This is a genomic window from Polyangium sorediatum (genome assembly GCF_029946465.1).
GTDB lineage: Bacteria > Myxococcota_A > Polyangia > Polyangiales > Polyangiaceae > Polyangium > Polyangium fumosum.
The window spans coordinates 68,104-93,868 of the sequence record NZ_JARZHI010000037.1 but is presented as its reverse complement, the minus strand read 5'-3'; the positions used below and the strand labels follow the sequence as shown (position 1 = coordinate 93,868).

The 25,765-nt window shown below is 70.2% G+C and carries 19 protein-coding genes; 14 read left to right on the top strand and 5 right to left on the bottom strand.

Annotated elements, in window-relative coordinates; genetic code table 11:
- Positions 1-19 precede the first annotated feature (19 nt).
- The 3 genes from QHF89_RS31655 to QHF89_RS31645 form a co-directional block, all read right to left on the bottom strand.
- Positions 20-1,093 (bottom strand): tudor domain-containing protein, encoded by a 1,074-nt coding sequence (locus QHF89_RS31655; RefSeq protein WP_136968412.1) that lies wholly within the window; start codon positions 1,091-1,093, stop codon positions 20-22.
- A gap of 110 nt (positions 1,094-1,203) precedes the next feature.
- Positions 1,204-1,587, bottom strand: a complete 384-nt coding sequence (locus QHF89_RS31650) for a hypothetical protein (RefSeq protein ID WP_136968413.1) — start codon at positions 1,585-1,587, stop codon at positions 1,204-1,206.
- Between the two features lie 83 nt (positions 1,588-1,670).
- Complete coding sequence (locus QHF89_RS31645; protein WP_136929352.1) at positions 1,671-2,039, bottom strand: DUF2325 domain-containing protein; 369 nt, start codon at positions 2,037-2,039, stop codon at positions 1,671-1,673.
- 395 nt (positions 2,040-2,434) lie between these two features.
- On the opposite strand from QHF89_RS31645, the gene QHF89_RS31640 reads away from it, so the two are divergent.
- Positions 2,435-4,624: a PilZ domain-containing protein gene (locus QHF89_RS31640; protein WP_136968414.1), complete on the top strand. Its 2,190-nt coding sequence runs from the start codon at positions 2,435-2,437 to the stop codon at positions 4,622-4,624.
- Between the two features lie 18 nt (positions 4,625-4,642).
- Here the strand turns inward: QHF89_RS31640 and QHF89_RS31635 are convergent, their stop codons facing one another.
- Positions 4,643-6,229, bottom strand: a complete 1,587-nt coding sequence (locus QHF89_RS31635) for a hypothetical protein (protein WP_136968415.1) — start codon at positions 6,227-6,229, stop codon at positions 4,643-4,645.
- Positions 6,230-6,317: 88 nt separating this feature from the next.
- Here QHF89_RS31635 and QHF89_RS31630 point away from each other — a divergent pair, with 88 nt between their 5' ends.
- From QHF89_RS31630 to QHF89_RS31570, 13 genes are all read left to right on the top strand, one after another.
- Positions 6,318-8,117 carry a hypothetical protein gene (locus tag QHF89_RS31630; RefSeq protein WP_136968416.1) on the top strand — a complete coding sequence of 600 codons (1,800 nt, stop codon included), beginning with the start codon at positions 6,318-6,320 and terminating at the stop codon, positions 8,115-8,117.
- A 220-nt stretch (positions 8,118-8,337) separates the two neighbouring features.
- The gene (locus QHF89_RS31625) at positions 8,338-10,143 is read left to right on the top strand and encodes a sigma-54-dependent transcriptional regulator (protein ID WP_136968417.1); all 1,806 of its coding nucleotides are present in this window, start codon (positions 8,338-8,340) and stop codon (positions 10,141-10,143) included.
- Between the two features lie 291 nt (positions 10,144-10,434).
- Positions 10,435-11,724 carry a zinc-ribbon domain-containing protein gene (locus QHF89_RS31620; protein WP_136968418.1) on the top strand — a complete coding sequence of 430 codons (1,290 nt, stop codon included), beginning with the start codon at positions 10,435-10,437 and terminating at the stop codon, positions 11,722-11,724.
- Complete coding sequence (locus tag QHF89_RS31615) at positions 11,721-12,320, top strand: thioredoxin family protein (RefSeq protein WP_136968419.1); 600 nt, start codon at positions 11,721-11,723, stop codon at positions 12,318-12,320. Before QHF89_RS31620 ends, QHF89_RS31615 begins: the two co-directional genes overlap by 4 nt.
- 58 nt (positions 12,321-12,378) lie before the next feature.
- Positions 12,379-12,912, top strand: coding sequence for a hypothetical protein (locus QHF89_RS31610; RefSeq protein ID WP_136968420.1), 534 nt, complete (start codon positions 12,379-12,381; stop codon positions 12,910-12,912).
- Positions 12,891-14,996, top strand: coding sequence for a DUF3570 domain-containing protein (locus QHF89_RS31605; RefSeq protein WP_136968421.1), 2,106 nt, complete (start codon positions 12,891-12,893; stop codon positions 14,994-14,996). Before QHF89_RS31610 ends, QHF89_RS31605 begins: the two co-directional genes overlap by 22 nt.
- Complete coding sequence (locus tag QHF89_RS31600; RefSeq protein WP_136968422.1) at positions 14,996-15,559, top strand: hypothetical protein; 564 nt, start codon at positions 14,996-14,998, stop codon at positions 15,557-15,559. The genes QHF89_RS31605 and QHF89_RS31600 overlap by 1 nt, the downstream gene beginning before the upstream one ends.
- Positions 15,556-16,122 (top strand): hypothetical protein, encoded by a 567-nt coding sequence (locus tag QHF89_RS31595; protein ID WP_136929361.1) that lies wholly within the window; start codon positions 15,556-15,558, stop codon positions 16,120-16,122. The genes QHF89_RS31600 and QHF89_RS31595 overlap by 4 nt, the downstream gene beginning before the upstream one ends.
- A 96-nt stretch (positions 16,123-16,218) precedes the next feature.
- A complete protein-coding gene (locus QHF89_RS31590) occupies positions 16,219-18,195 on the top strand; it encodes a serine/threonine protein kinase (RefSeq protein WP_136968423.1) in 1,977 nt (658 codons plus the stop codon).
- A gap of 304 nt (positions 18,196-18,499) precedes the next feature.
- Positions 18,500-19,528 (top strand): hypothetical protein, encoded by a 1,029-nt coding sequence (locus QHF89_RS31585; RefSeq protein WP_136968424.1) that lies wholly within the window; start codon positions 18,500-18,502, stop codon positions 19,526-19,528.
- A gap of 16 nt (positions 19,529-19,544) precedes the next feature.
- Entirely contained in the window at positions 19,545-21,023 is a 1,479-nt protein-coding gene (locus QHF89_RS31580) for a di-heme oxidoredictase family protein (RefSeq protein WP_136968425.1), read from the top strand.
- Entirely contained in the window at positions 21,020-22,507 is a 1,488-nt protein-coding gene (locus tag QHF89_RS31575; protein WP_136968426.1) for a di-heme oxidoredictase family protein, read from the top strand. The genes QHF89_RS31580 and QHF89_RS31575 overlap by 4 nt, the downstream gene beginning before the upstream one ends.
- Complete coding sequence (locus QHF89_RS31570; RefSeq protein ID WP_136968427.1) at positions 22,504-23,991, top strand: hypothetical protein; 1,488 nt, start codon at positions 22,504-22,506, stop codon at positions 23,989-23,991. Before QHF89_RS31575 ends, QHF89_RS31570 begins: the two co-directional genes overlap by 4 nt.
- 176 nt (positions 23,992-24,167) lie before the next feature.
- Here the strand turns inward: QHF89_RS31570 and QHF89_RS31565 are convergent, their stop codons facing one another.
- Positions 24,168-25,667, bottom strand: a complete 1,500-nt coding sequence (locus QHF89_RS31565) for a Kelch repeat-containing protein (protein WP_136968428.1) — start codon at positions 25,665-25,667, stop codon at positions 24,168-24,170.
- Positions 25,668-25,765: the final 98 nt, after the last annotated feature.

Below are 25,765 nucleotides of genomic sequence, written 5' to 3'. Positions count from 1 at the left end.
AGCACGAAGCGTGTAGGGACTACGGAGCCGAGATGTACTGCTCGGCCACCCAATACTGCTCGCCGTTGCTCATCGTCACGAAGTACTGACCTTGTGAGATTTGCGCGACCGTCCCCGGATACTTGTTTCCGTCCGACCACGCGACGAGCACGGCCGATCCGACGCCTGGTTTGGACAGGCTCTTGCCGAACGAATCGAGCGCGTGGCCGAGCTTGTCGAACCCGCTCTTGAGCGCGCCGCCGACGGCCTTGGCCGCATCGGTGGCCTCTTGCTCCAGGCTCTTCGGTTGTTGCGCGGGAGCGGCAGCGGCAGCGGGCTCGGGTATTGGAACGGCAGCGGGAGCGGGAACGGCCGCGGGCTCGGGTGTGGGAACGGTCGCGGGCTCGGGTGTGGGAACGGCAGCGGGAGCGGGAACGGCCGCGAGCGCAGGCGCGGGAATGGAGGCGAGCGCGGGCGCGGGCGCAGGAACGGCAGCGAGCGCGGGCGCAGGAACGGCAGCGAGCGCAGGCGCAGGAGCAGCGGCGGGCGTGGGTTCGTCCGCGAGGGCAGCGGGGGCCTCCGAGGGGGGCGCGTAGGCCGTGGCTTGCGTGCCGATCAGCGTGGCGAGCGTGGAAATGGGGCGACGCTCACCGCCGCGGTGCAGGCGCAAGAGCTCCTGCTCGACGGCGCAGACGTACGCGACGAACTGCTGCATGTCGCGGGACATCGCGGCGTTCCAGTGGAACGCGATCTGCGTGTAGCGGAAGAGATCCAGGTCCTGGCGCGCGAGTGTGGACGAGAGGCCCGCGTGCATGATCTGCGCGGAGAGCTCGACGTACTCCGCGAACGAGAGCGCGGGAGCGGCGCCCTTGGCGCGGCCGAGCGCGGCCTGGTACGCCGGGACGAAGCGCACGGCGATGGCGCCGCCGAGCGCGGGATCCTCGAGCCGCGCAAGCCAGCCCGCATGCGCGGCGAGCCAGTCCTCGCGGGAGACGTTCTTCGATTGCACGACACGCGCGCAGGCGTCGGCGTCGTCAGGGTGATCCGCGCAGAGGGCGCGAAGCTCGGCGTATTGCTCCAGCGTGAGGCCGGCGATGGGCGCGAGGGGATCCATGCGCGCCGAGGGAAGCCGGGGTGCGGCGAGGGGTCAAGGGGAAGCAAAACCCCGTCGAGGCGGCAGACCGGCCCTCGCAATGGCCACGGGGGCCCGCAATCGCGAGGGGCTCAATTCAACGTCTCGCCCCCGCCGTCCCCACGTCCCGCCCCGAAAATCGCCTCCCAGTTTGCCCGGTACGCGTCCGTCGCGACCTGCGCCGGGCCCGATCGGGGCGCCTCCGGGGGCCGCGGGCTCTTCACGAGGACCTCGACGTCGTAGAGACGCTCGTGCTCTTTGCGTTGCGACAGCTTCACGACGTCGCCGTGCACCGGCGCGCCTTCGCGCATGTTCCGGATCGCGCCGAGCTCCACGTTGCCCTCGCGCAGCCGCAGCACGTGGTAGCCCTGTCCGTCGGACATCGGGCTGTGGATCATCACCACGTCCTCGGCCTTCGTCTCCGTCGCCTCGCTCAGGGCGGACGGCTGCTCGGGCGCTTCGGGCTCGTCACTCACACGGGGAGCTTGTCACGTTTCGGGCAGATCGCAGCCGCGATGCACCCCGGCCTCGCTCGGAGAGGCCGAGCACATTCGCAGCGTTACGCACCGAGCAAGGCCGCTTCGTAGCCCGTGCCCATCGAGCCGTCCGCGTGGAAGAGGCCTTTCGCCGTCGCCTCGTCGATGGCCTCGAGCAATCGCGCGAAGCGGGCGATGCCGCTCTTGCGCAGGAGGAGCGTGCCGCGGCCGCGTTGACGCGCGAGCTTGCGCGCGAGCAGGACGGCGCCGTGGCTGTTCGTCTCCGTCACGATCACGATGAGCTGGCAGCGCTCCACGAGCCCCTCGAGCGACTGCGCCCCCCGGCCCCGCACGTCGCCCCGGTGATATTCGAGCTCGTGCCCGGCCGCCTTCGCGAGCCGCTCCAGTTGCACCTCGTAACGCTCGACTCCCCCGATCCAACCAATGCGCATGGGGCCTCCTCGACGGCCACCGCCGAGAAGCACCTCGGTGCTCCCGGTGGCCGACTGTCCGCTATAGCGGATGATCTAAGGTTCCGTAGCGGGACTGTCCAGGCCTTTCCGTCGTCATCACGGAAAAAAGTCCGCGATGGCGGAGCCCAGCCCAGGGCCCTGCGCCCTGCCTCGGGCGCCGGTCTCGTCCGCGCTTCGGGACAACCTGCGCCGGGGCGGTTTCTTCCCGTCCGTCAACGACCAGGGGCTCCGTTCGGACAAGCCGAGCGGAGCCCCCGGACCCCCGCAAATTTGGCCCTCGTCCTCGGGGTGACTTAGTCGGGGCGAAAGCGAGTGAGCCGCGTGGGGCGCGGCGGGGACGGGGTCTGTCACGTCTCCACCCCTGGAGGATTGTCATGAGCATGCGAGGCGCAGAGGACTCCGCGGAAGGCACGAACGGCCGGGCAAACACGACGGCCACGCCCGGGACGCCCGGGACGCCGGACCGGCGCGCGGGCCACCACCGGGTCCACTTCGAGGCGCTGGTGGCCGTGGGCGAGGCCAAGGGCAGCGGCGGCTTCGAGGCCGAGTCGATCGACGTCTCGCCCGAAGGCATGCGCCTGCGCACGGCCTACCTGCCGCAGCTCGGCGATCGGCTCGTGTGCCGGTTCGAAGGCGACGCGGGCGAGGTGGTCGCCGACGGCGAGGTGACCTGGCGCCGCGAAGCGCCCCGCGGCGGCGAGTTCGGCCTGCGCTTCGTGGGCTTCGACAACCCCGACGCCGAGGCGACGCTGCGCAGCCTGTGCCAGGAGCTCGGCGGGACGACCGAAGGGAGCAGCGGGATCGGCGCAATGGGGATCCCCGGGACGCGCGTGCGGCTGCACATCGACGGGCTCGGCTCGCCGATGAAGGCGCGGGTGCGGGAAGCCGCGGGCGGCGAGGTGCTCGTGGGCTCGAACCTGGAGTTCCTCAAGGTGGGCCGGTCGCTGGAGCTCGAAGACATGGACCACGGCGACAAACGCGCCGCGATGGTCGACGCCGTGAAGGTGGAGGTCGACCCGGCGACGAAGGTGCCGCAGCTCGTGGTGTCGTTGCGCTTCGGCGAGGCGAAGGAGTCGAAGAAGGCCGTCGCCGCGGCGAAGGAGCCGGAGAAGGCGGTCGCGTCGAAGGCGCCGGAGAAGGAGTCGAGCAAGGAAGCTCCGTCCCTCGGGCTCGGCGCGCTGATCAAGCGCACGACGCCAGGCGTGGGTCCGGCCACGAAGACGGAAGTGAGCGCGGGGAGCGGCGAGGCCAAGGAGGCCAAGGAGAAGGAGGCTCGCGCCGAGCTTCTCTCGTCGCCGGTCGTGCCCTCGCGCGCGCGGACGCAGGAGATGCGGTCGACGCCGCCGGCCACGCGGCCGAGCGCGTCGACCGAGTCCGCAGCGCTGCGCACGAAGAACGAGGACGAGAACGACGAGGTGGCCGAGGCGAACGATCCGTCGCTGGATTCGCCAGCGATCGGCGCGAAGAAGGATTTTTCCGCGGCGCTGCGCGGGGCGACCGAGAAGGCGAAGGGCGCGACGAAGGCGGCGTTCGGCGCGATCGGTCCGGCGGTAGGCGGGATGGGGACGCGCGCGAAGGACGCGATGTCGGGCTTGTTCACGGCGATCCGAAAGCGGCGCGGCGAGGAGGCGGCCGAGGCGACGGACGGTCAGGCGATGCGGCGGACGACCGCAGCGCCGCCGACGGGCGCGCTGCGCGCAGCCGGCAAGAAGCTCGTGCGCGACAAGGAAGAGGCGGAGACGACCGAGGCGGCGCCGAAGGCCCGATCGAGCCGGAAAGCCGCGCTCATGGGCAGCGCGCTCGGGCTTGCCGCGGTGCTCGTCGTGGTGGGCGGGATCCGGCTGCTCGGCGCGTCGCGCGCAGCGGCGCCGGCCGATCCGCAAGGCATGGAGGCGAACGCAGCGGGATCGGCCGCAGCGCTGCCCGCGCCGACGGCAGCGAACGTGGCGGCCGGGGATCCGAACGCCGTGCCGAACGTGAACGTGCCGCTCTTCGGGGCGACGCCGCTCTCGACGACGGAGCCGGTGCCGGCGATGCCGACGCAGCCCGACGGGACGGTCGCGCAAGCGCCGCCGGCCGGGTCCGAGGGCGACGGCGCGCAGGCCGCCGCGGCGGACGACGGCGAAGGCGAAGGCGACGCGGACGAGGCGGAGACGCAAGGCGACGGCAAGCAGTACGGCAAGGGCAACGTGCGGAGCCCGATCGTGCTGAAGCTGAAGATGGACGGGCCGATCGAGACGGTGAACGGCGCAGCCGGCGCGATGGGCTTCACGGTCTCGCTGCCCGGTCGGCGCGCGCTCTCGTCGGCGACGGAGCTCGCGCGCAAGGACAAGCGGATCGCCTCGATCAACGTGGTGAACAACCCCGCGGGCGCGGAGATCAGCCTGCAGTTCAAGGACGGCGTGCCGGCCTACCTCGCGAAGGCGAAGGGCGACCGGCTCGACATCGCGCTCGGCACCGACGCGAAGAAGAAGGTCGCGAAGGCGGGCGACAAGACGAAGAAGAAGAAGGCCGCGGACAAGAAGAAGGCCGCCGCTGCCAAGAAGCCGACGAAGAAGCCCTGAACGAAGCCCCTCCCCAGATCAGCGCGGCGCCGGACGGGTTTCGGCGCCGCTTTTTCTTTCGAAGATGCACCAGGCCCCGCCGTTGCGGAGCTTGATCGGCTCGGCCACGACGAACTGCGTGCGCAGCTCGCTACTCGCGTGGAGCGTGCGAGACGAGGGGACCGTGGGGCTCTTGCAGTCGACGGTCGAGGAGATGATCACCACGTAGCGCGGGTCGCGCGCGAAGATCGCGTCGGCGTATCCCGCGCCCGTCTTGTTCGTGTAGCCGCCCGGGAGGCGCGCGATTTCGGGCGCGAGCAGGCCGAGCATGTCGACGACGGGAAAGCCCGTCGCGTAGCCGACGTAGCCGATGTCGGCGATGGCCACGGGCCCGGGTTTTCCATGCGCGGAGAGCCACGCCGCGGTCCGGCCGCCGGCGTCGTCCCAGAAGGCTTTGTCCTTCTCGAAGATGTCGCGCTGCGCTTGCCGCAGCGAACCCACGCGCGTGAAGCCCACCAGGATCATGAACAGGGCGACCGCGAGCGCCGCGGCCCGCTCCCTGCGCTCGGCGACGGCGCGCGCGGCAGCATCGACGAGCAGGAACGCAAAGGGCTCAGCGGGCGCGAGGAAGCGGTAGTACGGCATCCAGTCGCCACCGACGAGGAGCACGTAGAGGCCGAAGGTGACGGCGATGGCAGCGACGGCGAGCCCGTCGCGCCGCTTGCGGACGACGAAGACCACGATCGCGGCGATCCCGGCCCAGAGCGCGGGCCCGGCGTGCATCGCGTAGCGGCGCAGGTAGTCGAGGCCGCCGTGGAGCTGCTGGTTCATGTCGCCCGTCTTCGCGGTGAGCGTGTTGGGGAAGAAGCCGCCGTAGTAGAGGCGGCGGAACGCGAGGTGCGCGAGGACGGGGACGGCGAAGGTGGCGAGGCGCGTGAGGCTCCGGCGGGAGAAGGGTTGGTCCGGGTGCCAGACGTAGAGCAGGAGGAGGAAGAGCGGCGCCTCGGGGCGGGTGAGGGCCGCGAGCGCGAAGAGCGGGCCCGACCAGGGGAAGACGTCGGCGTCGTCGTGCGCCTCGATGAGGAAGCGATCCGCGCCGAGGAGGACGAGCAAGACGAAGAGCGGCGACTCGAGGCCGAAGACGGCGTACCCCGTCTGGAGAAAGCTCGAAGCGCAGAGCCACGTGGCGAGGCACGGCGACCACCCGAGCGGCGCGAGCCTGCGCGCGATGCGGTAGACGGGGACGAGCGAGGCGCACGCGCAGACGACGCCGAGCACCTTCGCGGTGATCTCGGGGCGCGCGCCGAGCGTCGCGAAAACGCCGAGCAGCACGGTCCAGAGGAAGTTCGTGTACCCCTCGACGCGCTCGCCGAGGTTGTAGACGAGCCCGTGCCCCTCCGCGAAGTTCCGCGCGTAGCGGTAGGAGATGTACGCGTCGTCGATCGTGAAGCCCGCGACGCGGTAGGCGTTCGCGACGACGAGCATCATCGGCAGGACGAGACCGAGCGCGAGGTGCGTGGGTTGGGAGAGCGGCGCGCCGCCGAGCCAGGCGCGGAGGGAGACAAGCGCGCTCGGCGGGGGGGCCTCGGGCGAGGCGGCGACGGGGCCGTTTTCGCGGGTCGACATCGAGGAGCGGCCCATACCTGGCCTTCGTCGCGGCGGAAAGCACGGCGACGCTTGCCAAGACCGGGCCCGACGGTGGTATGGCCGTGGCGTGAAGAGGCAGCCCGAGGGCGACGAGCGAGCGAGCGACGCGGCGGCGGAGGCGGAAGCGAAAGCCGACGTGGAAGCGAAAGCCGACGCGGAAGCGGAAGCAAACGCGGAAGCAGACGCGGACGCGGACGATCCGGAATCCGACGACGATCGCGACGATCCCGATCCCGACGCGGCCGATCCCCCCTGGAAACGTCCGCCGGCGGTGACGCTCCGCGACTGGGCTGCGGGGGCGCCCTTGCCGCGGTTCGTGCACCTCGTCGTCGGCCTCGTCCTTCCGGCGATCGTGATGCTCGTGAACGCAGGCCGCGTCCTGTCGTTCACCATCGACGACGCGTACATCTCCTACCGCTACGCGCGGAACCTCGCGCAGGGCCTCGGCCTCGTCTACAACGCGGGCGAGCGCATCGAGGGGTACACGAACTTCCTCTGGACCGTGATCCTCGCCGGCGCGATCAAGATCGGCCTCGATCCCGACGTCACGGCGAAGGTCCTCGGCGTCGCCTCCGCACTCGGCGCGCTCGTCATGATGTACCGCCTCTCCGATCGGCTCCGGCCGCTCGCGGCGGCGCCCTGCCTCGCGACGTGGCTCGCCGCGACCACCGTCGTCTTCTCGGGGTACGCGGTCTTCGGCCTCGAGACCGCGTTCTTCGTCTTCCTCTTGCTCGCGGGCACATGGCTCTTCCTCGGCGAGATCGATCCCGACGAGGAAGGTTCGTCCAAGGCGAGCTTCCGTTTCCCCTGGTCGGGCCTCGTCTTCGGCCTCGCCGGGATCACACGGCCCGAGGCGCCTGCGTTCGTCGGGCTGCTCATGCTCGTGCTGACCTTCGGGCGAGATGCGTTCGGCACGAAAAACGCCGCAGCCCGCGTCTTCACCGCGCCGGGCGGCTTCTTCGGCAAGCAGAATCTCCTGCGCGGCGTGGCGTTCGTCCTGCCTGTCGGGACGCACCTCGCGTTTCGGCGCGCGTACTACGGCTCGTTCGTGCCGAACACGTTCTCGGCGAAGACGGGCAACTGGTCGGCGCAGATCGACGGCGGCGCCGACTACGTCCGGAACTACGTCAACCACGCCGGACCCGTGCTCTACCTCGGGATCTTCGCGGTCGCGATGGGCCTCGTGTGGAAGCGGCGGGATCTGCTCGCGGTCTCCGCGATCGCGATCTTCGTGCTGCTCTACGTCGTGCTCGTCGGCGGCGACTGGATGCCGTTCTACCGCTTCATGGCGCCCTTCGAGCCTTTCGCGTTCCTGCTCATCTGCGTCTCGACGCGCGCGATCGTCGATCGAAGGAGCCGCGCCGCGAACCTCGCGCTCGCCGCGTTCCTCACCATCGCTTTCTCCTTGCGGGTCGGGAACATGCAGAGCGCGCAGCGGCAGATCCTCGAGAAGGAGGATCGCTTCTGGAAGATGGCCGCGGGCGGCACGGCGAAGTGGTTCCTCGAGAACGGCAAGCCCGGCGAGATCGCGATCGGCGACATCGGGTACGTCGGGTACGCGACGGACTACCCCATCCTCGATCTGCTCGGCCTCGTCGATCCGGTCATCAGCAAGCTCGAGGGCGGCTACACGCGCAAGCTCGGACCCGGCTTCCTCGATCGCTTCTTCGACAAGCGCCCGCCCTACTTCCTGCTGATCTCCTCGAACATCGACTGCAAGCACCCCTCCGTCCCGGGATCGCAGGTCATCTACCGCGATCGACGCTTCCTGCCGGCCTACGAGATCGCGGGCAAAGTGCCGCTCGACGCGGGCTTCGCCTGGTGCATCTACCGTCGCAAAGAGACGCCCGACACGCGGACGCCCTGAGGCATTCCGTACGAGCGTCCAGGCCGTACCTGACACGCACCTCGGGGGATCGCGATACCCAAACGAGGGGGATCCTGAATTGATCCCGGCGGGTGGCGTGAGCGAACCTCTTCGCTAGAGTTCCTTCACCGAAAGCGTGGAGGCGCCGCGTAGATCGCGCGGAGAACCTCCGGGGAGGAAAAGCTTGGGAGCGAGCGCTTCAGTGCATGCGAGGGGACCGATGCTCCGCGCGCACCGGGCGGCCGGGCACCATACGGGGCGTGTCTTGCTGGTCGAGGACGAGCCTGATCAAGCTGCGATCCTGGAGGCCGTGCTCCGGCATGAGGGGCTCGACGTCCTCGTCGCTTCGAGCGGCGAGCAGGCCCTCGAGATCCAGCACCGGACGCCCGCCGATGTGCTCGTGACCGATCTGAACCTCCCCGGGATGACCGGCATGGATCTCATGCGTCGCCTCACGCCTCCGACGGAGGATGAGGCCATGAAGACGACCACGCCCGCGCCTGCGGTCGTGGTCGTGACGGGGTCGGGCTCGGTGTCGAGCGCGGTCGACGCGCTCAAGCTCGGCGCGGCCGACTACCTGCAAAAGCCGCTCGATCCGGCGCGGCTCGTCTCGCTCGTGCGCGAGCTGCTGTCGTCGGACAACGTCCGCGAGGCCGAAGGCGAGGACGACGACGCCACGTCGGGGCCGCTCGTGTTCGAGGGCATGGTGGGCGGTTCCCGCGGCATGCGCGAGGTCTTCGCCCGGATCGACCGGGTCGCATCGACGATGGCGCCCGTGCTCATCGTGGGCGAGAGCGGCACGGGCAAGGAGCTCGTGGCGCGCGCGATCCACAACCGCAGCCCGCGCAAGAACGGCCCCTTCATCCCCGTGCACACGGGCGCGATCCCGCGCGAGCTCATCGGCAGCGAGCTCTTCGGTCACGAGAAGGGCTCGTTCACCGGCGCCTTCTCCTCGGCCGAAGGCAAGTTCGAGGCGGCGACGGGCGGCACCGTGTTCCTCGACGAGGTCGGCACGATGGACAGCGCCGTGCAGGTGAGCCTGCTGCGCGTGCTCGAGACCTACCGCTTCACGCGCGTCGGCGGCCGCAAGGAGATCGAGGCCGACGTCCGGATCGTCGCCGCGACGAACAAGGACCTGCTCGATCTCGTGGACGAGAACGTCTTCCGCGAGGACCTCTACTACCGCCTCAACGTCTTCACGATCACGCTGCCTCCGCTTCGCGAGCGCGTGGAGGACATCCTGCCGATCGCCGAGCGGTTCCTCGTGAAGTTCGCGAAGCGCTACGGCACGCCCGCGCGTCGCTTCTCCGAGGGCGCGATCCAGAGGCTCTACGGGCACGACTGGCCGGGCAACGTGCGCGAGCTCCGCAACGTCGTCGAGCAGACAGCGCTCTTCGCCGCGGGCGAGATTGTCGCGCCGGAGGAGGTCCAGATCGGCCAGGGCCGCATCGAGCGGCGCACGGGCCGTCGCTCGCACCACGACCTGCAGGTCCACGCGAGCCCTCCGCACCCGGAGCCGGAGCACCAGGTGCCGCCTGCGCCGATCACGACGACGCCGCCGCCGGCGATCGCGGAGCTCGAGGGGCGCGAGCCTCCGCCTTCGCTGACTGAGCCGCCGCCGTCGGCGTCCGCGGCGTTTGCCCAGGCGCCGATCCGCGCGACGACGCCGTCGTCCCACGACCTCGAAGCCCGCGAGGGCGGCGAGCGCGGCGAGCACCCGCTCGTGCTGCGTTTGCCCGTGGGCACGCGCCTCGCCGATGCCGAGCGCAAGCTTATCCTGCTGACGCTCGAGGCCGTGCGCGGCAACAAGCAGCGCGCGGCGCGCGTGCTCGGCATCAGCCGGCGCGGGCTCTACTCGAAGCTCCAGGCGTACGGCGAGCACGTCGGCAGCCACGAGGCGCCCGAGGCGCAGGAGGCCGAGAGTCCGCAAGACAGCGCCGAGGAAGCGCCGCCGCCGGCCTCGGAAGAAGCGCCGAGCGTTCCCAGCGCCGCGGGCGACCTCGACGCGGGCCGCTGTCTTTCCTGATCCCTCCCTCGATCCAGCGTGCGCCGATCCGGCGGCGAGGGGCCTCGCCGGTCGGGTTCGTCCGTCGTCTTGCGGTCCTGCTTCCCGAAGCGGGCCGCCTTCGACACGCTTGCAAGCGCTTTTTTGGGTCGGGCTCCAAGAAATTGCACGTGGAGACGAATTTTTGGCAGATTCGAGTCTTCCTCGTGGCTGATACGTCAGGAAAGGTCCGAAACGACAGGGCGCCCTGGTAGAGTCTTCGATCGAAGACCGACCCGAGGTAAACAGTCGACCCTCCGAACCAGACGCGACATGAAGATCACCTGCCAATCTTGCCAGTCGAAGTACACGGTTTCGGACGAGAAGGTCCAAGGCAAGACCGTCAAGATCAAGTGCCGTAAGTGCGGCGCGACGATCCTCGTCAACAGCAGCGGGGCGACCACGACGAACGCTGACGCCGCCTCGGCCGCGGGCGCCGAAGAGGCGGCGGCGGACGGCGGGGCGTACCAGATCAACGTGGCCGAGGGCGATCAGCGAACGATGTCGCTGCAAGAGATCGTCCAGGCCTACAACAGCTCGGTCATCACCGCAGACACATACGTCTGGGCCGATGGCATGGGCGACTGGCAGCCCCTCGGCCAGGTGCAGGCGATCGTGGACGCGCTCAACGCGGCCGCGCAAGGCGCGAGCGCGCCGCAGCCTGCGCCCGAGCCCGCGCGCGCTGCCGTCAAGAAGGACGGTGCCCGCGGAGGAGCGCGCGATCTCTTCGGCTCCGACGGCGCATCCGACGTGTCGACGAGCGCCTCGGGCATCGGCGGCTCCTCGCCCCGCGCAGCAGCCGCGCCCGTGCGCATCGGCGCCGGCAAGGAAGAGCAGTCCGCGCTCTTCTCGCTCAGCGCGCTGACGAACCGCGCAGGCCAGTCGTCCTCCTCGGCCGCGAGCAGCCTCGGCAGCCTCGGCGCACTCGCGTCGACGCCGTCGAAGTCGATGAACTCCGATGACTCCGGCCTCATCGATCTGAAGGCGCTCGCCGCCGGCGCGTCCGCTGCGCCGTCCACGACGTCCGCTGCGGCGAGCTTGCTCGGTGACTCCGGCGGCTTGTTCGAGCTCGCGGCGCCGCCCGTCACGGCACCCGCGGCGGCTCCGATCCCGATTCCCGAGGAGACGAAGCCGCAGAAGAACCGCACGCCGCTCTTCATCGGCGTCGGCGCGCTCGTCGCTGTCGGCGCGATCGTCGGCGCGTTCATGGTGATGAACGGCGGGCCTCCGCCGGAGCAGCCGACGGCGCAGTCGGCCGCGCCTGCGAACACGCCGCCTCCGCTCGAGACCGCGCCGCCCGCGCCGACGCCTTCCGTCGCCGAGACCGAAGCGCCCGCGGCCAGCGCGTCTGCGGTCGCCGCGAACCCGAAGGGCGGCACGTCGAAGGCGGGCGGCACGACGTCGAAGGCTGGCGCCACGACGTCGAAGGCCGGAACGGGGACCACGAGCGGCGGCGGCACGGCGCCCGCGTCCACGGCGAAGCCCGCGACGAAGGCGAGCTCCTGCGGCTGCGCGCCCGGCGATCTCATGTGCGCGATGCGCTGCTCCGCCAAGGGCAAGTGACCCTTCCGGGAGGGGGCTCCCGATCCACGGATCCGCAGAGCCCCGCCCGCTTCCGCCTCGTTCGTTTCTCCAAACCCGCGATCGATCCACGCGCGTTCGTCCTCGCCGCGAGCGCATGCCTCGTCGCGTGCGCCGCGCGTGCGCCCGAGCCCGCGCCCGTCGTGGCGATCGCCGGCGGCGCGCCTGTCGTCGTTGCCGTCGGAGATCCCGAACCGAGAGGCGCGGCGTCCTCGCCGCCGCTTCGTCCGTGGGTGTGGGAGATGGACGAACCTCGGGCCCGCGCCCGCGCCGCGCAGGAAGGGGTGCCGCTCGTCGTGCACCTCTCGGCGGCGTGGTCTGCGGCGTCGATTGCCATGGCGCGGGAGGTCTGGTCCGATCCGCGCATCCAGCTCCAGCGCACGCCGCTCGTGGCGCTGCGCATCGATCTCACGGACGAGACGCCGGACGCCGAGCTCTGGGCCGCGCGGTACGGCGTGAGCACCGTGCCGACGACGCTCGTGCTCGATGCTGACGGGCGTGAGGTCGCGCGTCTCTTGGGCGCCTGCACCGTCGAGGAGGTCCTCGCGGCGATCCGGAAAGCCGCCGCCGATCCCTGATAGGAGAGCTTGTCCCTGTTTCGCGGGCCCGGCTATGATGGCGGACCTGCCCGGTAAGATGCACAAGCCCTCATCCATCCTTCTTCTCGCCGCGATTGCGGCGCTCCCGATGGCGATCGCTGGATGCGCCACCGAGGAGATTCCGCCCTACGGCGATCCGGCGAAGGTCGTGGGAGGCGCGGGGGCTACCTCGTCCTCGGGCGGCGGCACGTGCATGAGTGATCCCATGTGCGCCGTGAGCTTCGCGAGCGACGTGCTCCCGATCCTCGAAACGAAGGGCAAGTGCGCGGACGCCCAGTGTCACGGCATGGGCGCGGGCACGCTCACGCTCACCGCGGGTGACGCGAAGAAGCTCCGCGGGGAGCTGCTCGACATCAGCGTGGCCGGCGGTCCGTACATCGCGTGTGAAACACCGGGAGACTCGAAGATGCTCTGCAACCTGCGTGTCGAGATGGGGGTCGTGAAGCCCCCGAACTGCGGCGCGCTCATGCCGCAGGTCGATCCCGACGACACCGTCGACGATGCCCGGATCAATCAGATGGAGTTCACCACCATCGAGGAGTGGATCAAGTGCGGCGCGCCCGACAACTGATCCGCGCGTTCCTGCTGCCGGCGGCCGTCTTCGCGCTCGTCGGACTCACGGACGCCGGGCCCTCGTACGCGGGGGACAAGGATGCTGATGGGCTCGTCGCGGTCGCCGAGGCGATGAACGAGTTCGTCGAGGGCAAGTACGACAAGGCCCTCTCGCGGCTCGATACCGCGCTCAAGGCGTGCAAGGGCAAGGCCTGCGAGCCGAGCGTGCGCGCCGAGATCCAGATGGCGATCGGCGTCGTGCAGGGTGCGGGCAAGAAGAAGCTCGACGCGGCGAAGAAGGCGTTCGAGTCGGCCCTCAAGGAAGACGCGAACGTCAAGCTCGACAAGCAGTGGGCGACGAAGGAGCTCGAGAAGACCTTCACCGAGGCCCGGCAAGTCCTCGGGCCGGCGCGCCCGCCGCCCACGAAGCAGCAGATGGCGTCGGTCACCACGGCGCAGGCGGCGCTCGCCCAGAAGGACTGGAGCGGGTGCATGCAGACGCTCATCGCTGAGATGGCGACGTCGAGCGAGTTCGCCGCGGGCAAACTGATGCTCGCGAAGTGTCAGGACGCGGGCGGCCTCTTGCTCGAAGCCGCCGCCGACGCGCAGATCGCGGCGAAGTTCGCCGAGGAAGAGAACAACGCGGCCGTCGGGGAAGAGGCGAAGGCGCTCCTCGAAAAACTCCAGATCGACACGCCCACGATCACGCTGCAGATCCCGAGCTCGTGGAGCGAGGTCGAGGTCAAGATCGACGGCGTCGTCGTCCCAGCCGACAAGGTCAAGCAGCCGATCCCGCACAATCCGGGCAAGGCCACGATCGAGGCCAAGGGCAAACGCGGCAAGTTCCCCACGCAGTACAAGTCGACCGAGGCCTTCGATCGCGGCGAGCAGATCACCGTGAACGTCGATCAGGGCAACGCGGGCGGCAACAACAGCGCCGTCTTCCAGTGTATGCAGGCCGCGCGCACGCCGGCCGACATGCAGCGCTGCATCGACACGGGCGGCAAGGGCCGCGGCTTCACGCTGAAGGCCGGCGTCGAGACGATGTTCTACACCGACACGTTGAGCACGACGGTCGTGTCGCCCGCCGCCTACATCTCCGGCGAGAACCCGACCGCGGGCTGGCAGGTCGGCGGCAGCTTCATCGTCGACGTCGTCAGCACGGCGTCGCCCGACATCGTGGCCACGGCGTCGCGGCGGTGGAACGAGCGGCGTTTCGCGGGATCGCTCTCGGGTGACTTCAAGGTTGGCCCCGCGAAGATCGGCTTGAACGGCGCGGTTTCGGTCGAGCCGGACTACCTCGCGCGCAGCGTCGGCGTCGCGGTGAGCACGGACCTCAAGAGCAAGATGGTCACGCCGACGCTCGCGTACAACGTCGGCTTCGACGTGCTCAGCCGCGCGGGCACGCCCTTCGAGGTGTTTCGCGAGGACATCCTGCGGCACACGATCGACGCGGGCGTCTCGCTCGTGATCGATCCGAGCATGATCGTCGTCGTCGGTGGCACGGCCGAGCTCGTCTTTGGCGACACCTCGAAGCCGTACCGCCACATCCCGATGTTCACGCAGGCGACGGCCGATCGCGTCCCGCTCGGCGCGACCCGCCAGGTCGTCAGCCAGAACCGCTTGCCGTTCGCGCCGCTCGAGCAGCTCCCCACGGAGCGCAGCCGCTTCGCGCTCGTCGGGCGCGCGGCCAAGCGCTTCGAGAAGACCACGATCCGCGGCGACGAGCGGGTCTACGTCGATACGTGGGGGCAGATGGCGAGCACCACGGACGCGCGCTTCTTCTTCGACGTCAACGACGACCTGCGCCTCGGCAGCCACCTGCGCTTCAACATCCAGTCGTCGGTCGACTTCTGGAAACGCGCCTACGTCGCCACGCAGAGCGCGACGGGATGGAACGTCCCCGAGTTCCGCTCGAGTGATCGCGAGCTCGGGGCGCTCATGGGCTTCACGCTCGGCGCGAACGCGCGGTACGCGCTCGCCCGGGTGCTCTCGGCGCAGCTCCAGGTCGAGGGCCTCTACAACCAGTACTTCGACCACATCTACGTCTTCAACCGGTTCGGCTTGTTCACCGCCGTGACCCTGGAGCTGGAGGTCGATTGATGGTCCCCGTGTCGCACGGGCGAAGGTTCGCCGTGCTCTCGTTCGCCGTCGTCCTCGGCGTGGGCGCGTTTGGTTGCAACGGCAACGATCCCATCCCGCAGGAGGTCCTCGACGATTTGCCCGCGGAGCAGGGGTCGCCGAGCGCGCTGCACCGGCCCGGTCAGCCGTGTTTGTCCTGCCACTCCACGTACGGCGCCGCCGCGCCCGCGTTCGCGATCGCCGGCACCGTGTACAAGGAGAACGCGATGGGCGCGCTCGCGGCCGCGCCCAACGTGAAGGTCGAGATCTTCGACTCGGCGGGGCCCTCGCGCTTCGCGTGCACGAACGCGGCCGGCAACTTCTACATCGAGAAGGACAAATGGGCCGACCTCACCTTCCCGCTCAAGGTGAGGGCCGGGCAGCGCAGCATGAACTCGATCATCGGCCGCGAGGGCTCGTGCGCCGCGTGCCACAAGTTGCCCTCGGACGACAGGCCGGGGAACGGCGCCGGGCATGACTCGGCCGGCGTGGTGATCGTCGATGACGGAGACACGGATCCGATTTGTGGTGGAGGTGCGCCGTGAGGCGGAACGTGCGTGAACGGCTCCGGAAGGCGCTCGGCCGGCGCTCCCTCGCGGCGCTCGGCGTCCTCGCGGCGGGGCTCTTCGGCCTCGGCTTCGGGGCTTCGAGCTGCGTGGGCGAGGCGGGACTCGAAGCGTACGGGTGTCCGAACCCGGCCGTCTTCACGGCGAGCGTGTCGCCGTATCTCGAGCGTCGCTGCGGCACCCTCGACTGCCACGGCCAGGCGACGCGCCCCATGCGGATCTACGGCCAGCTCGGCCTGCGCCACCCGGCGGAGAACAACGTCTCCGGCGGCGTTTCGACGACGCAGCTCGAGCTCGAATCGAACTACGCGGCCGTCTGCAACCTCGATCCCGCGGCGATGCAGCAGGTCGTCGACGATCTCGGCTCCACGGCCGACAAGCTCCTGCTCGTCAACAAGGCGCGGGGGCTCGAGCGGCACAAGGGCGGCAAGATCGTGAACGAGCAGGATCCCGGGGATCTGTGCATCCTCGGTTGGCTCGGCTTCAAGGACGCTGCCACCGTGGCGGCCTCTTGCACGGCGGCGATCGAGCCCCTCAAGTAGGGGACCCTGCGAAGCGATCGCGGGAAGTACCCACCGAGACCCGAGACGTGCCAGAATGGCCCCGCGGCTTTGCTCGACGCCGCCACGATCCGAAACATGCGACCTGACGAAATTCGCCCGGGCGGCCTCGTGGCCGGGAAGTACCGCATCCGGACCATTCTCGGCCGGGGGCACGGGGTCCTCGTCGAGGCCTTCAACACCGAGTTCGATCAGCGGGTCGCGATCCGCCTCCTGCTCGCGGGCCAGACCGACGACAAAGAGCTCGAGCGCTTCCGGCGCGAGGCCCGTACGCTCGCCAAGCTCGAATCCGAGCACGTCGCGCGCATCATCGACGTCGGCACCCAGCAGGACGGCACGTTTTACCTCGTCCGCCAGTTCCTCGAAGGCACCGACCTCGCCACGCACGTCAAGACCCGCGGCCCCGTGCCCTTGCAGGAGGCCTGTTTGCTCGTTTTGCAGGCGGCGGAGGCCGTCGCCGAGACGCACGGGCACGGCATCATCTTCCGCGAGCTCCAGCCGCAGCACCTCTTCGTGACGACGCGCGTCGGCGGCTCGCCTTTCCTCAAGGTCATCGACTTCGGCACCGCGAAGCTCATGCGCGACGTCGCCGCGCCGATGGCGGGCGAGATGACGGCCACCACGATGCTCGGCCTCTCGCCTTACTCATCGCCCGAGATCGTGCGCAAGGCGAAGAGCATCGACGTGCGGGCCGACGTGTGGTCGCTCGGCGCGATCCTCTACTACCTGCTCACGGCGCGCCCGCCCTTCGAGGGCGAGATGGCGATGTTGATGCTGCAGATCACGAAGGAGGAGCCGCGCCCCGTGACGCAGGTCCGCCGCGATTTGCCGCCCGAGATCGACCAGATCCTCGGCTGGGCCATGGCCAAGGACGTTGATGGTCGCTTCGCCAACGTGCACGGCTTCGCGCATGCGCTCCGGCCGTACGTGACGGCCGAGGGGCAGGTGATCATCGATCGCATCGGCGCGATCACGCACGCGGCCAAGCAACGCAAGAAGACCGGCTCCGTGCCGCCGCCGCCCTTGCCCACGCCCATGCCGCCCCCGCGCGGCTCTGCGGGCGGCCAGGCGGCAGACATCGAGGACGAGGAGTCCGTCACGCGGATCCAGAGCTCCGCGGCCGCGCTCGGTGAGATGGAACGGACGATGTTCCTGGCCGGCGATTTCGTCCCGCAGCCGCCCGGACCGCCCAAGGACGCGAAAGCGGGTACGGTTCCGTTCCCGGGGGGCGGCGGGGGTCCCGTGTTCGGGGGCGCGGCGAGCGGGATGGGGGCTCCCGAGGGGGGACCGCTTCAGGCGCAAAGCGCGTGGGCCCCGGGGCGCCCGGATCCGACGACGCCCTCGGGGGCCGTGATCTCGCCGCCGGGCACGGGCCCGGGCGGCGGGATTGTCGAGCCAAACCCATTCGCGCCGAAGAGGGATCGGCGAATCCTCTTCGGAGGGCTCGCGGCGGCGGCCGTGCTCGTGCCCGTGATCCTCGTGCTCCTGCTCGTCGGCGGCGACAAGAAGGGCGGCGAGGGCACGACGGCGGACAGCGCGGGGCCTGTGGCCGTCGCGCCGCCGCCGTCGACGACGGCCGAGCCGGCGGCCACGGCGCCGCCTCCGGCCACGACCGAGACCACGCCTCCAGCGGCGGAAGATCCGGTCGCGGTGCTCACGCCTCCGGCCGGTGATCCGAACGTCGGCAAACCTGCGGCCGGCGGCAATACGGGGGGCGGCAGCGCGCCCGCGGGCACGGCGCCGAGCGGCGGCGCGACCCCGAAAGCCACGGCGACGGCGACGGCCACGAGCACGGCGAAGCCGCCTGCGACGGCGACGCCGACGGCTGCGCCTGCGGCGGGCGGCGGCAACGGCACGCTCGTCGCGGTTGCGGTCGGCGGAACGTGTGCGTTTTCGGTGAACGGCGCCTCCAAGGGCACCACGTCGACGCTCAAGCTCTCGCTCTCGCCGGGCACCTATTCGGTGAGCTGCAAGCCTGCGAGCGGCGCTACGAAATCGCGGAGCGTGGCCATCAAGGGCGGCGAGACCGCGATGGCGATGTTCAAGCTCCAGTAAAGGCGGGAAGGGCCGGCGCGATTGGCGTGCTTGCCCGCCCATTGCACCAAACGCGCGAACACGAGCCCCGGCGCGTCGGCTGCCTCACGACGCATTGCGGTACATGCATACTCGTGCCACGCACCGCGTGTCGCGTGTTCACGCATCTGTTTGACTGCGAATGAATTTACGCGATCCCCTTCGGCGAGGCCTATGGGACGGGCTTTTCGCGACATTTATGTGTTGACCCACCGACGCGCCCTTGTTTAAATAACAAACTGGTCCATCGCGTACGGCGTCGTGGGGAAAGCATCGGGAGTGGAGCATGCGTAATAGCTTTATCAAATCGATTCTCGTTCCGTTGACTGCGCTCGGCTTGGCGGCGTTTTTTGCGCAGGCATGCAGCGGAGGAGACAACACGAACTCGGGCTCGGGCGGCCCCGCCGGCTGTATTCCCGGATCGACCGCCGCGTGCATCTGCGGCGGCGGGCTCGAGGGCGTGCAGGTCTGCAACGCGGCCGGCAATGGGTACGAGGCCTGCGATTGCGGCAGCGGCAGCGGCGGCAGCGGTGGCAGCGGCGGCGGCGGCCCCGTCACGTGCGTGGAAGGTGGCTCCACGGCGGTCGTCTGCGGCAATGGCACGCTCGATCCAGGCGAGGAGTGCGACGACGGCAACTGCGTCCCCGACGACGAGTGCTCGGACAAGTGCAAGAAGCCGTACTGCGGCGACAAGATCGTCCAGGCGGGCGAGGACTGCGACGACGGCCAGAACGAGGTCGGCGACATGTGCCCCGACGACTGCCAGATCCCGGACGACGGCGGCCCCGACGCCCCGGTCGATCCCTGCGCTGGCAAGCTCATCTTCAGCGGCTTCACGGCGGCGCCGCAGGCCTCGCAGTGGAGCTACATGGGCAGCCTCGGCTACGAGGCCGGCACGAAGATGTGCCAGGCGATCGGCGCGGCGGGTGTGTGCGACTACGAGCAGCTCGCCGAGATTTTCAACAACCAGGCCGCACACCCGGTCGACGTCGCGAAGATCACCACGGGCGTCCCGGCCGGTGGCATGATCACGGCGTGGGTCAATCGCACCACGATGGCGACCATCGGCGGCACGAGTTATGCGGTGGGCGCGGGCGGCCGCTGCAACAACTGGACGTACATGACGAACCACATCGACGACGGCGAGTTCGTGACCATCACGAACTCGGCCGGCGCGATCGCGGGCGCGTTCACGCTCGACTCGAACGCGTGCTTCACCGGCAATCCGGCCGATGGCTGCGCGGGCCCGGGCCTCGAGTGCGGCAGCGTGCAGCGCTACATCCCGTGCTGCTTCCCCGTCTGCCAGAGCCCCTGACGCGAGGTGTTGGGTGATGAGCGCCTTCCGCCGCTTCGGATTCGCGCTCATCCTCCCCCTGGCGGCCGGCCTTCTGGTCGCCGCCGGGGGCGAGGAGCCCATTCCCTGGCCCCACGGGGATGCCCCTTCCTCCCTCGAGCTCGACGAGGCCATCGGCGCCGCGATCGAGCTCGCCGCCCGCGAGCGCGTCGAGGAGTTCCTCGAAGCCGCCGAGAAGGGCGAGGATCGCGAGCACATCTTCGCGCTGCAGACGAACATCGATCTCGGCGCCTACGATCTCGAACGGCTCTTCGCCTTCGGCGACGCGCTCTTCGCGCACGAGTTCCGCGGTGAGGACGGTTTTGGGGATCGACCTTTGCCTGGGCTCTCGCGTGTGCATTCGGGCGTGCGCGGCGGGCTCGACACGTATTCCTGCGCGGGGTGCCACTCCGTCGGCGGGCCCGACGGCGCAGGCGCGCCGACGCAGAACGCATTCCTCCTCGGCGACGGCGATCGCGCCTCGTCGGCGAACCAGCGAAACGCGCCGCACGTGCTCGGCCTCGGGTTCGTCCAGGCGCTCGGCGCCGAGATGACCTCCGACCTCGGACAAACGCGGGGCGCCGCGCTCGCCAAGGCCGCGGAGACCGGGACCGACGTGACCGTCTCGCTCGAATCGAAAGGCGTCTCGTTTGGCAGCCTCACGGCGCACCCGGATGGCTCGCTCGATACGTCGGCGGTCGTCGGCGTGGATCGGGATCTCGTGGTCAAACCCTTCGGCTGGAAGGGCGACATCGCGCGGCTGCGCCGCTTCACCGAGGACGCGGCGCGGATTCATTTCGGGGTTCAGTCGCACGTGCTCGCGCTCCAGTGGCAAGTGGAGCCCGACGTGCCGCGGCTCGGCGCGGGGCCGAACTGGTGGGATCCTGATAACGACGGCGTGCAACGCGAGATCGAGGAGGGGATCCTGACGGCGACCGCGGTGTACATGGCGATGCTGGAGACGCCGGTGATCCTGCCGCCGCACGATCCGGCGCTGCGCACGCGCTGGTCGAACGGCATGGCCGTGTTCGAGGAGGCCGGCTGCGCGAGCTGCCACAGCCCGGAGCTGCCGCTCATGAACGTGCGGTGGGACGAGTGGCCCGATACGACCGGCGGCCCTCCGGTCGAGCTGAACCTCATGCGTGACGGTGATCAGCCGCGGGGCACGAGCCTCGTGAGGCTCTACAGCGATCTCAAGCGGCACGACATGGGCGAAGGGCTCGCCGATCCCCACGACGGAGCCGGGGACGTCCCGCGCAGCGTGTTCCTCACGCGCCCGTTATGGGGCCTCGCCGAGACCGCGCCGTACCTGCACGACGGCCGCGCCGCGACGATCCCCGAGGCCATCGACGCGCACGGCGGCGAGGCCACGGCCGCGCGTGACGCGTTCCGCGCGCTCGATCCGGAGGATCGGAAGGACCTCCACGTCTTTTTGCTCTCGCTCACGCGGGAGCCGAAGGTCCACGTGCTGCAATGAGGCGCGCGCTCGTCCTCTCGCTCGTGGCCACCACGCTCGCGGCGTGCGCGCTCGATCCGGCGCCCGTGCCCACGGCTCAGAAAGGCTCGGCGCGCGCGCTCGGGGTGTACACGACAGACCTCGAATCGGACCTCGAACGTCAAGCGTACGACGCGCTCGCGCGTGATGCGCGCAGGCGCGAGCATCGTTTCCTCGACGCGGCCGATCCCGGCCACCTCGCTCGCGCGATCCGCGTCGAGCAGGCCGATCTCGAGGCGGGCGTGCATTCGCCCGAGGAGATTTTCCAGCTCGGCGCGCAGATCTTCCACGCGACCTTCACGCCTGCGATGGGGTACGGCGGCAAGGATCGGCCGCACCTCGCGCGCTTTCACGAGGGTCGCCGCGGCGGGCCGGACGCCATGCGGTGCGACTCGTGTCACTGGCGCGGCGGCCCCGGCGGCGCGGGCGACGCGGCGGACAACGCGTATCTCGCCGGCGACGGGGATCGGCAATCGAGCGCGCTCGCCCGGAACCCGCCCTCGCTCGTGGGCGCGGGCTTCGTCGAGCTCGTCGCTCGCGAGATGAGCCGCGACCTCGCCCGCGCGCGTGACGCGCTCGTCGGGAAGGCGAAGGCCGAGGGAAAACCTGCGCGTGGCCCGCTCGTCGCCAAGGGCGTCGCGTTCGGCGAGCTCGAAGCTCGGCCCGACGGCGCCCTCGACGGCACGAGCCTGCTCGGCGTCGACACCGATCTCGTGGTCAAACCTTTCGGCTGGAAGGGGCATTTCGCCTCGCTGCGCGACGTCGTCGAGGACGAGCTCAACATCCACCACGGCATGCAATCGACGTGGCTCGTCACGCACGGCGATCCCGCGCGCATCGGCTCGTTTGGCGGGACAGACCCCGACGGTGACGGCGTCGCGGACGAGATCCGCGAGGGCCAGGTGACCGCGCTCGCGCTCTTCCTCGCCATGCAGGAGGTGCCCGTCGTGGATCCGCCGGAGGATCAGGATCACATCGTGCACCTCGGCGCGGGCGAGGCGCGTTTTCACGCGCTCGGCTGCGCGAGCTGCCACATCCCCGCGCTCCCGCTGGACAGCGCCGTGTATTCGCTCCCGAGCCGCGAGGGCGGCGCCGAGGTCCGCGTCGATCTCGCCGCGGACGCCGCGGCCCCGCGGATCACGCCGCCGTTCGACGGAGGCCCGCTGCGGGTCTACCTCTACAGCGATCTCAAGCGGCACGACATGGGGCCCGGGCTCGCGGAGAAGCAGGCGGATCGCGGGGTTCGTCCGGGCACGTTTCTCACGCGCTCGTTATGGGGCGTCGCGCGGAGCCGCCCGTACCTGCACGACGCCCGCGCGCCGACCCTCGAGGATGCGATCCTGCTCCACGGCGGCGAGGCGCAGGCCGCGCGCGACGCGTTCGCCGCGCTCTCGGAGTTCGAGCGCGCCGATCTTCGCGTCTTCCTCACCTCGCTCACCCGGGCTCGCCGGCTCTCCGTTCCATGAAACGTTTCAGCGCATGTTTGCTCCTCCTCGGCCTCGGCGCGCTCGGATGCGGCGAGGTCGAGGTCGCTTGTGACGACCCCGCCGCCTGCACCTGCGGCCCCACGCGCGCCTTGCCCGAGGGCAGCTGCTGCCCTGCGTGGACCGTGGCAGACGGGGAGGTTTGTCGTGCCCGCACCTGGACCTACCCCGCGCCTTCGCAAGCGATCAGCGGCCCTGGGGCGCGCCGCGTGTACACGTCGATCGACGGCCGCGGCCGCGCGCTCTTCGTGTGGGACGAGGCGACCGCGCCCGGCGCCGACCTGCTCGTCGTGGCCGAGGAGACGGACGCGGGTTTGTCCCTGCGCAAGCCAAGCGCCGCGCTGCCCGGGTTTGCCGGCATGGGCGTCGTCCTCGGCGGCGAGGCGGGCGACGCGGTCGTGTCGTGGCGCCAGTCGATCACGGGCGGCGAGGGCGATGTCCACCGGAGCGAACGTGCGCCCGATGGGACGTGGACCGATCCGATGTCGCCTGCGGATCGCGTCTCGTTCGGCATACGAGCGTACGAGCCGCGGCTCGCGACGCGGCCTTCGGGCGAGATGCTGCACGTGTGGAACCAGTGGTTTGGCGGTTCCCATTTCGGCGTCGCGATCGCGCGCAGGAGAGGCCCGGGCGAGGCGTGGGAGGGGCCTTCGGCCGAGGACGACGTGCTCTCGCCGGTCTCGTTTTTCTCGAACGCGCCGCAGATCACGGTGAACAGCCGTGGGGATGCGCTCGTGTCCTGGTACCAGTCGGCCGGCGCCCAGCTCATGGCGTTCATGAGCGAGCGCCTCGGCGCGGAGGGCGCGTTTTCACGCCCCGGCGTGGATGCGTATCTCTCGGCTCCGGGCGCGCCCATCGACAACGATCCCATTTGCAACCCGAAGCCTGCCCTCGCCGAGGACGGCCGCGGCGTCGTGGTGTGGACGCAGGAGACGGGGCAGGGGGGCGTTGCGGTGTACCTCGCCTCGCGGGATGCGAGCGGCACCTGGACGCGGCCCGCGGACCTCGCCGACACGTTTTCGCGGCCCGAGGGCAAGTGCCGAGACGCGCGGGCTGCGTTCGATGGGCTGGGCCATTTGTACGTCACCTGGTCCGAGGACACGGGGGCGGGGACGGTCGTGCACCTCGCGCAGCGCGCGCCGGACGGCGTCTGGATTCATCCGGGGGATCGACCGCTCGTGCTTTCGACCGAAGGCGCGACGCAGGCGATCACGCCGGTGCTTACGGTCGGCCGCGAGGGCGGCGTGATCGTGGTGTGGAGCGAGGAGGTGGGCGACCACTTCCGCGTTGCGGCGCGGCGTGGCAGCGCGGCGGGCTTTGGGCTCCTCGAGGTCCTCTCGCCCGCGGGCGATCACGCGCTCACGCCTCATGTGGCCGTGGGCGGCCCGGGCGATCGCGCCGTGGTCGCATGGATCCACGGCGAACCCACCGTCGGCCGTGTCCTCTTCGCGACGCTCGCCCTCTGAGCCGTCAGGGTTTGTCAGAGGGGGCTGGCACAGCGTAGCGCCGGGGTTTCACCCCGGACCCGACGAGGGGCTGTCCGCCCCTCGACCCGGACCAGGGCACGGCCCTGGACCGCACATGCATCGACCGCGATGCGGTCGATGCAAAGGCGCATCGGTTTTGCTGTGGCAATGTCGATTCAGGGCTGCGCCTCTGCGCCGGTGCCGAGTGCGCCTGCGGCGTCGCGACCGCCCCACACGAGGATGCGCGAGCCTGTCCATACGGCGGTTGCGTCGCGGCGTGTACTCAACGCGGGCACCTCGGGGATGAACTCCCAGGTCCCTCCATTCATGCCGGGTGTGTATCGCCCGCCGTCGCCGAGGCTCCCGGTGCAGACGAGATCGCCGCAGCCTCCCCAGACGATCATCGATGACCCGGTCCACACGGCGACGTGCGAGCGGCGCGGGCTTGGCGCGCCTGTGGTGGTCATGGGCATCCATGTGCCTTGCGCGCCGGTTTGGGGCGCGAAGATCGCGCCCGTGTCGAGGTACGGGCCGCCGTTCCAGCCGCCCCAGATGTAGATCTCCGAGCCGGTCCATACGGCGGTGTGGGATTCGCGGAACGACGCGGCGTTCGTCATGGAGGTCTTTGCTGTCCATGCGTTGTCGAGCGGCGAGTACATCGCGCCGTCGCCGAGCCAATCGAAGAAGTCCATGCCGCCCCATACGACCATGCGATCGCCGACCCAGGTCGCGGAGTGCTGCGTGCGCGGGCTTGGCGCGCCCATCGTCGTCGTCGGGGACCAGGTCTTCGTGGGGATGTGGTAGCGGCCGCCGGAGAGCAGCGGCTGGTTGTTCCCCGAGGTGCCTCCCCAGACGATCATGTACGCGCCTGCTGCGACGGCGGAGTGCCGGATGCGCGCTGTGGGCTCGTTCATCGTCGGGATCGTCGTCCAGGTATCCGTGTCCGGGTTGTAGATTGCGCCGGAGCCGACCATCCCGTTCGTTGAATAGCCGCCCCACACCATCATGACCTGGCCCGTCCAGACGGCGGTGTGCCCGAAGCGCGGGGAGGGCGCGTTGACGCTGCTCATCGGCGTCCATGTCTTCGCCGTCGGGTCGTAGCGGGCGCCGTCGCCGAGCAGCGGATCGGGGCCGCTGCGCTCGCCGCCCCAGATGATCATGTGCTTGCCGGTCCAGATCGCGGTGTGGTTGAAGCGCGGCGACGGCGCGTTCTGCTGGGACAACGGGACCCACGCGAGGCAAGCGCCGCCGACGGCCGTGTGCGAGATCGCGCCTGTCTGCGGGTCGCAGGCGTCGGTCGTGCAGGGATCGCCGTCGTCCGTCGTGACGGGCTTCGGCGCGCATGCGCCTGCGGCGTCGCAGGTGAGGCTCTCGACGCAGGGCGCGGGCGTGCCGCAGGTCGTGCCTATCGCGAGGGGCGTCGTGACGCACGCGCCGTTGGTGCAGGCGTCGGCTGTGCAGGGGTTTTGGTCGTCGCAGGCTGCGTCCGAGGTGCAGCCTGCGTCGCTGCCGCTGTCGGGCGCGCCGCCGCCGGAGCCTGCGTCCGGGGCATCCGTGTCTTCGGGGATGAGATCGTAATCAATCTCGGCGATGAGCACGCAGCTCGTGACCGACGACACGGCGAGCGCGGCGAGGAGCGTGCTCGCGAGGGCGAGCGACGCGCGGCGTTGAGGCATCCTGTTTCGGTACCAAGGATGCCTTCGAGCATCAAGAACTCCTTCCCATGGCGGGAATAGGGGCGCATACTCCGGATCTGATCTCGCTCGTCCTCGAT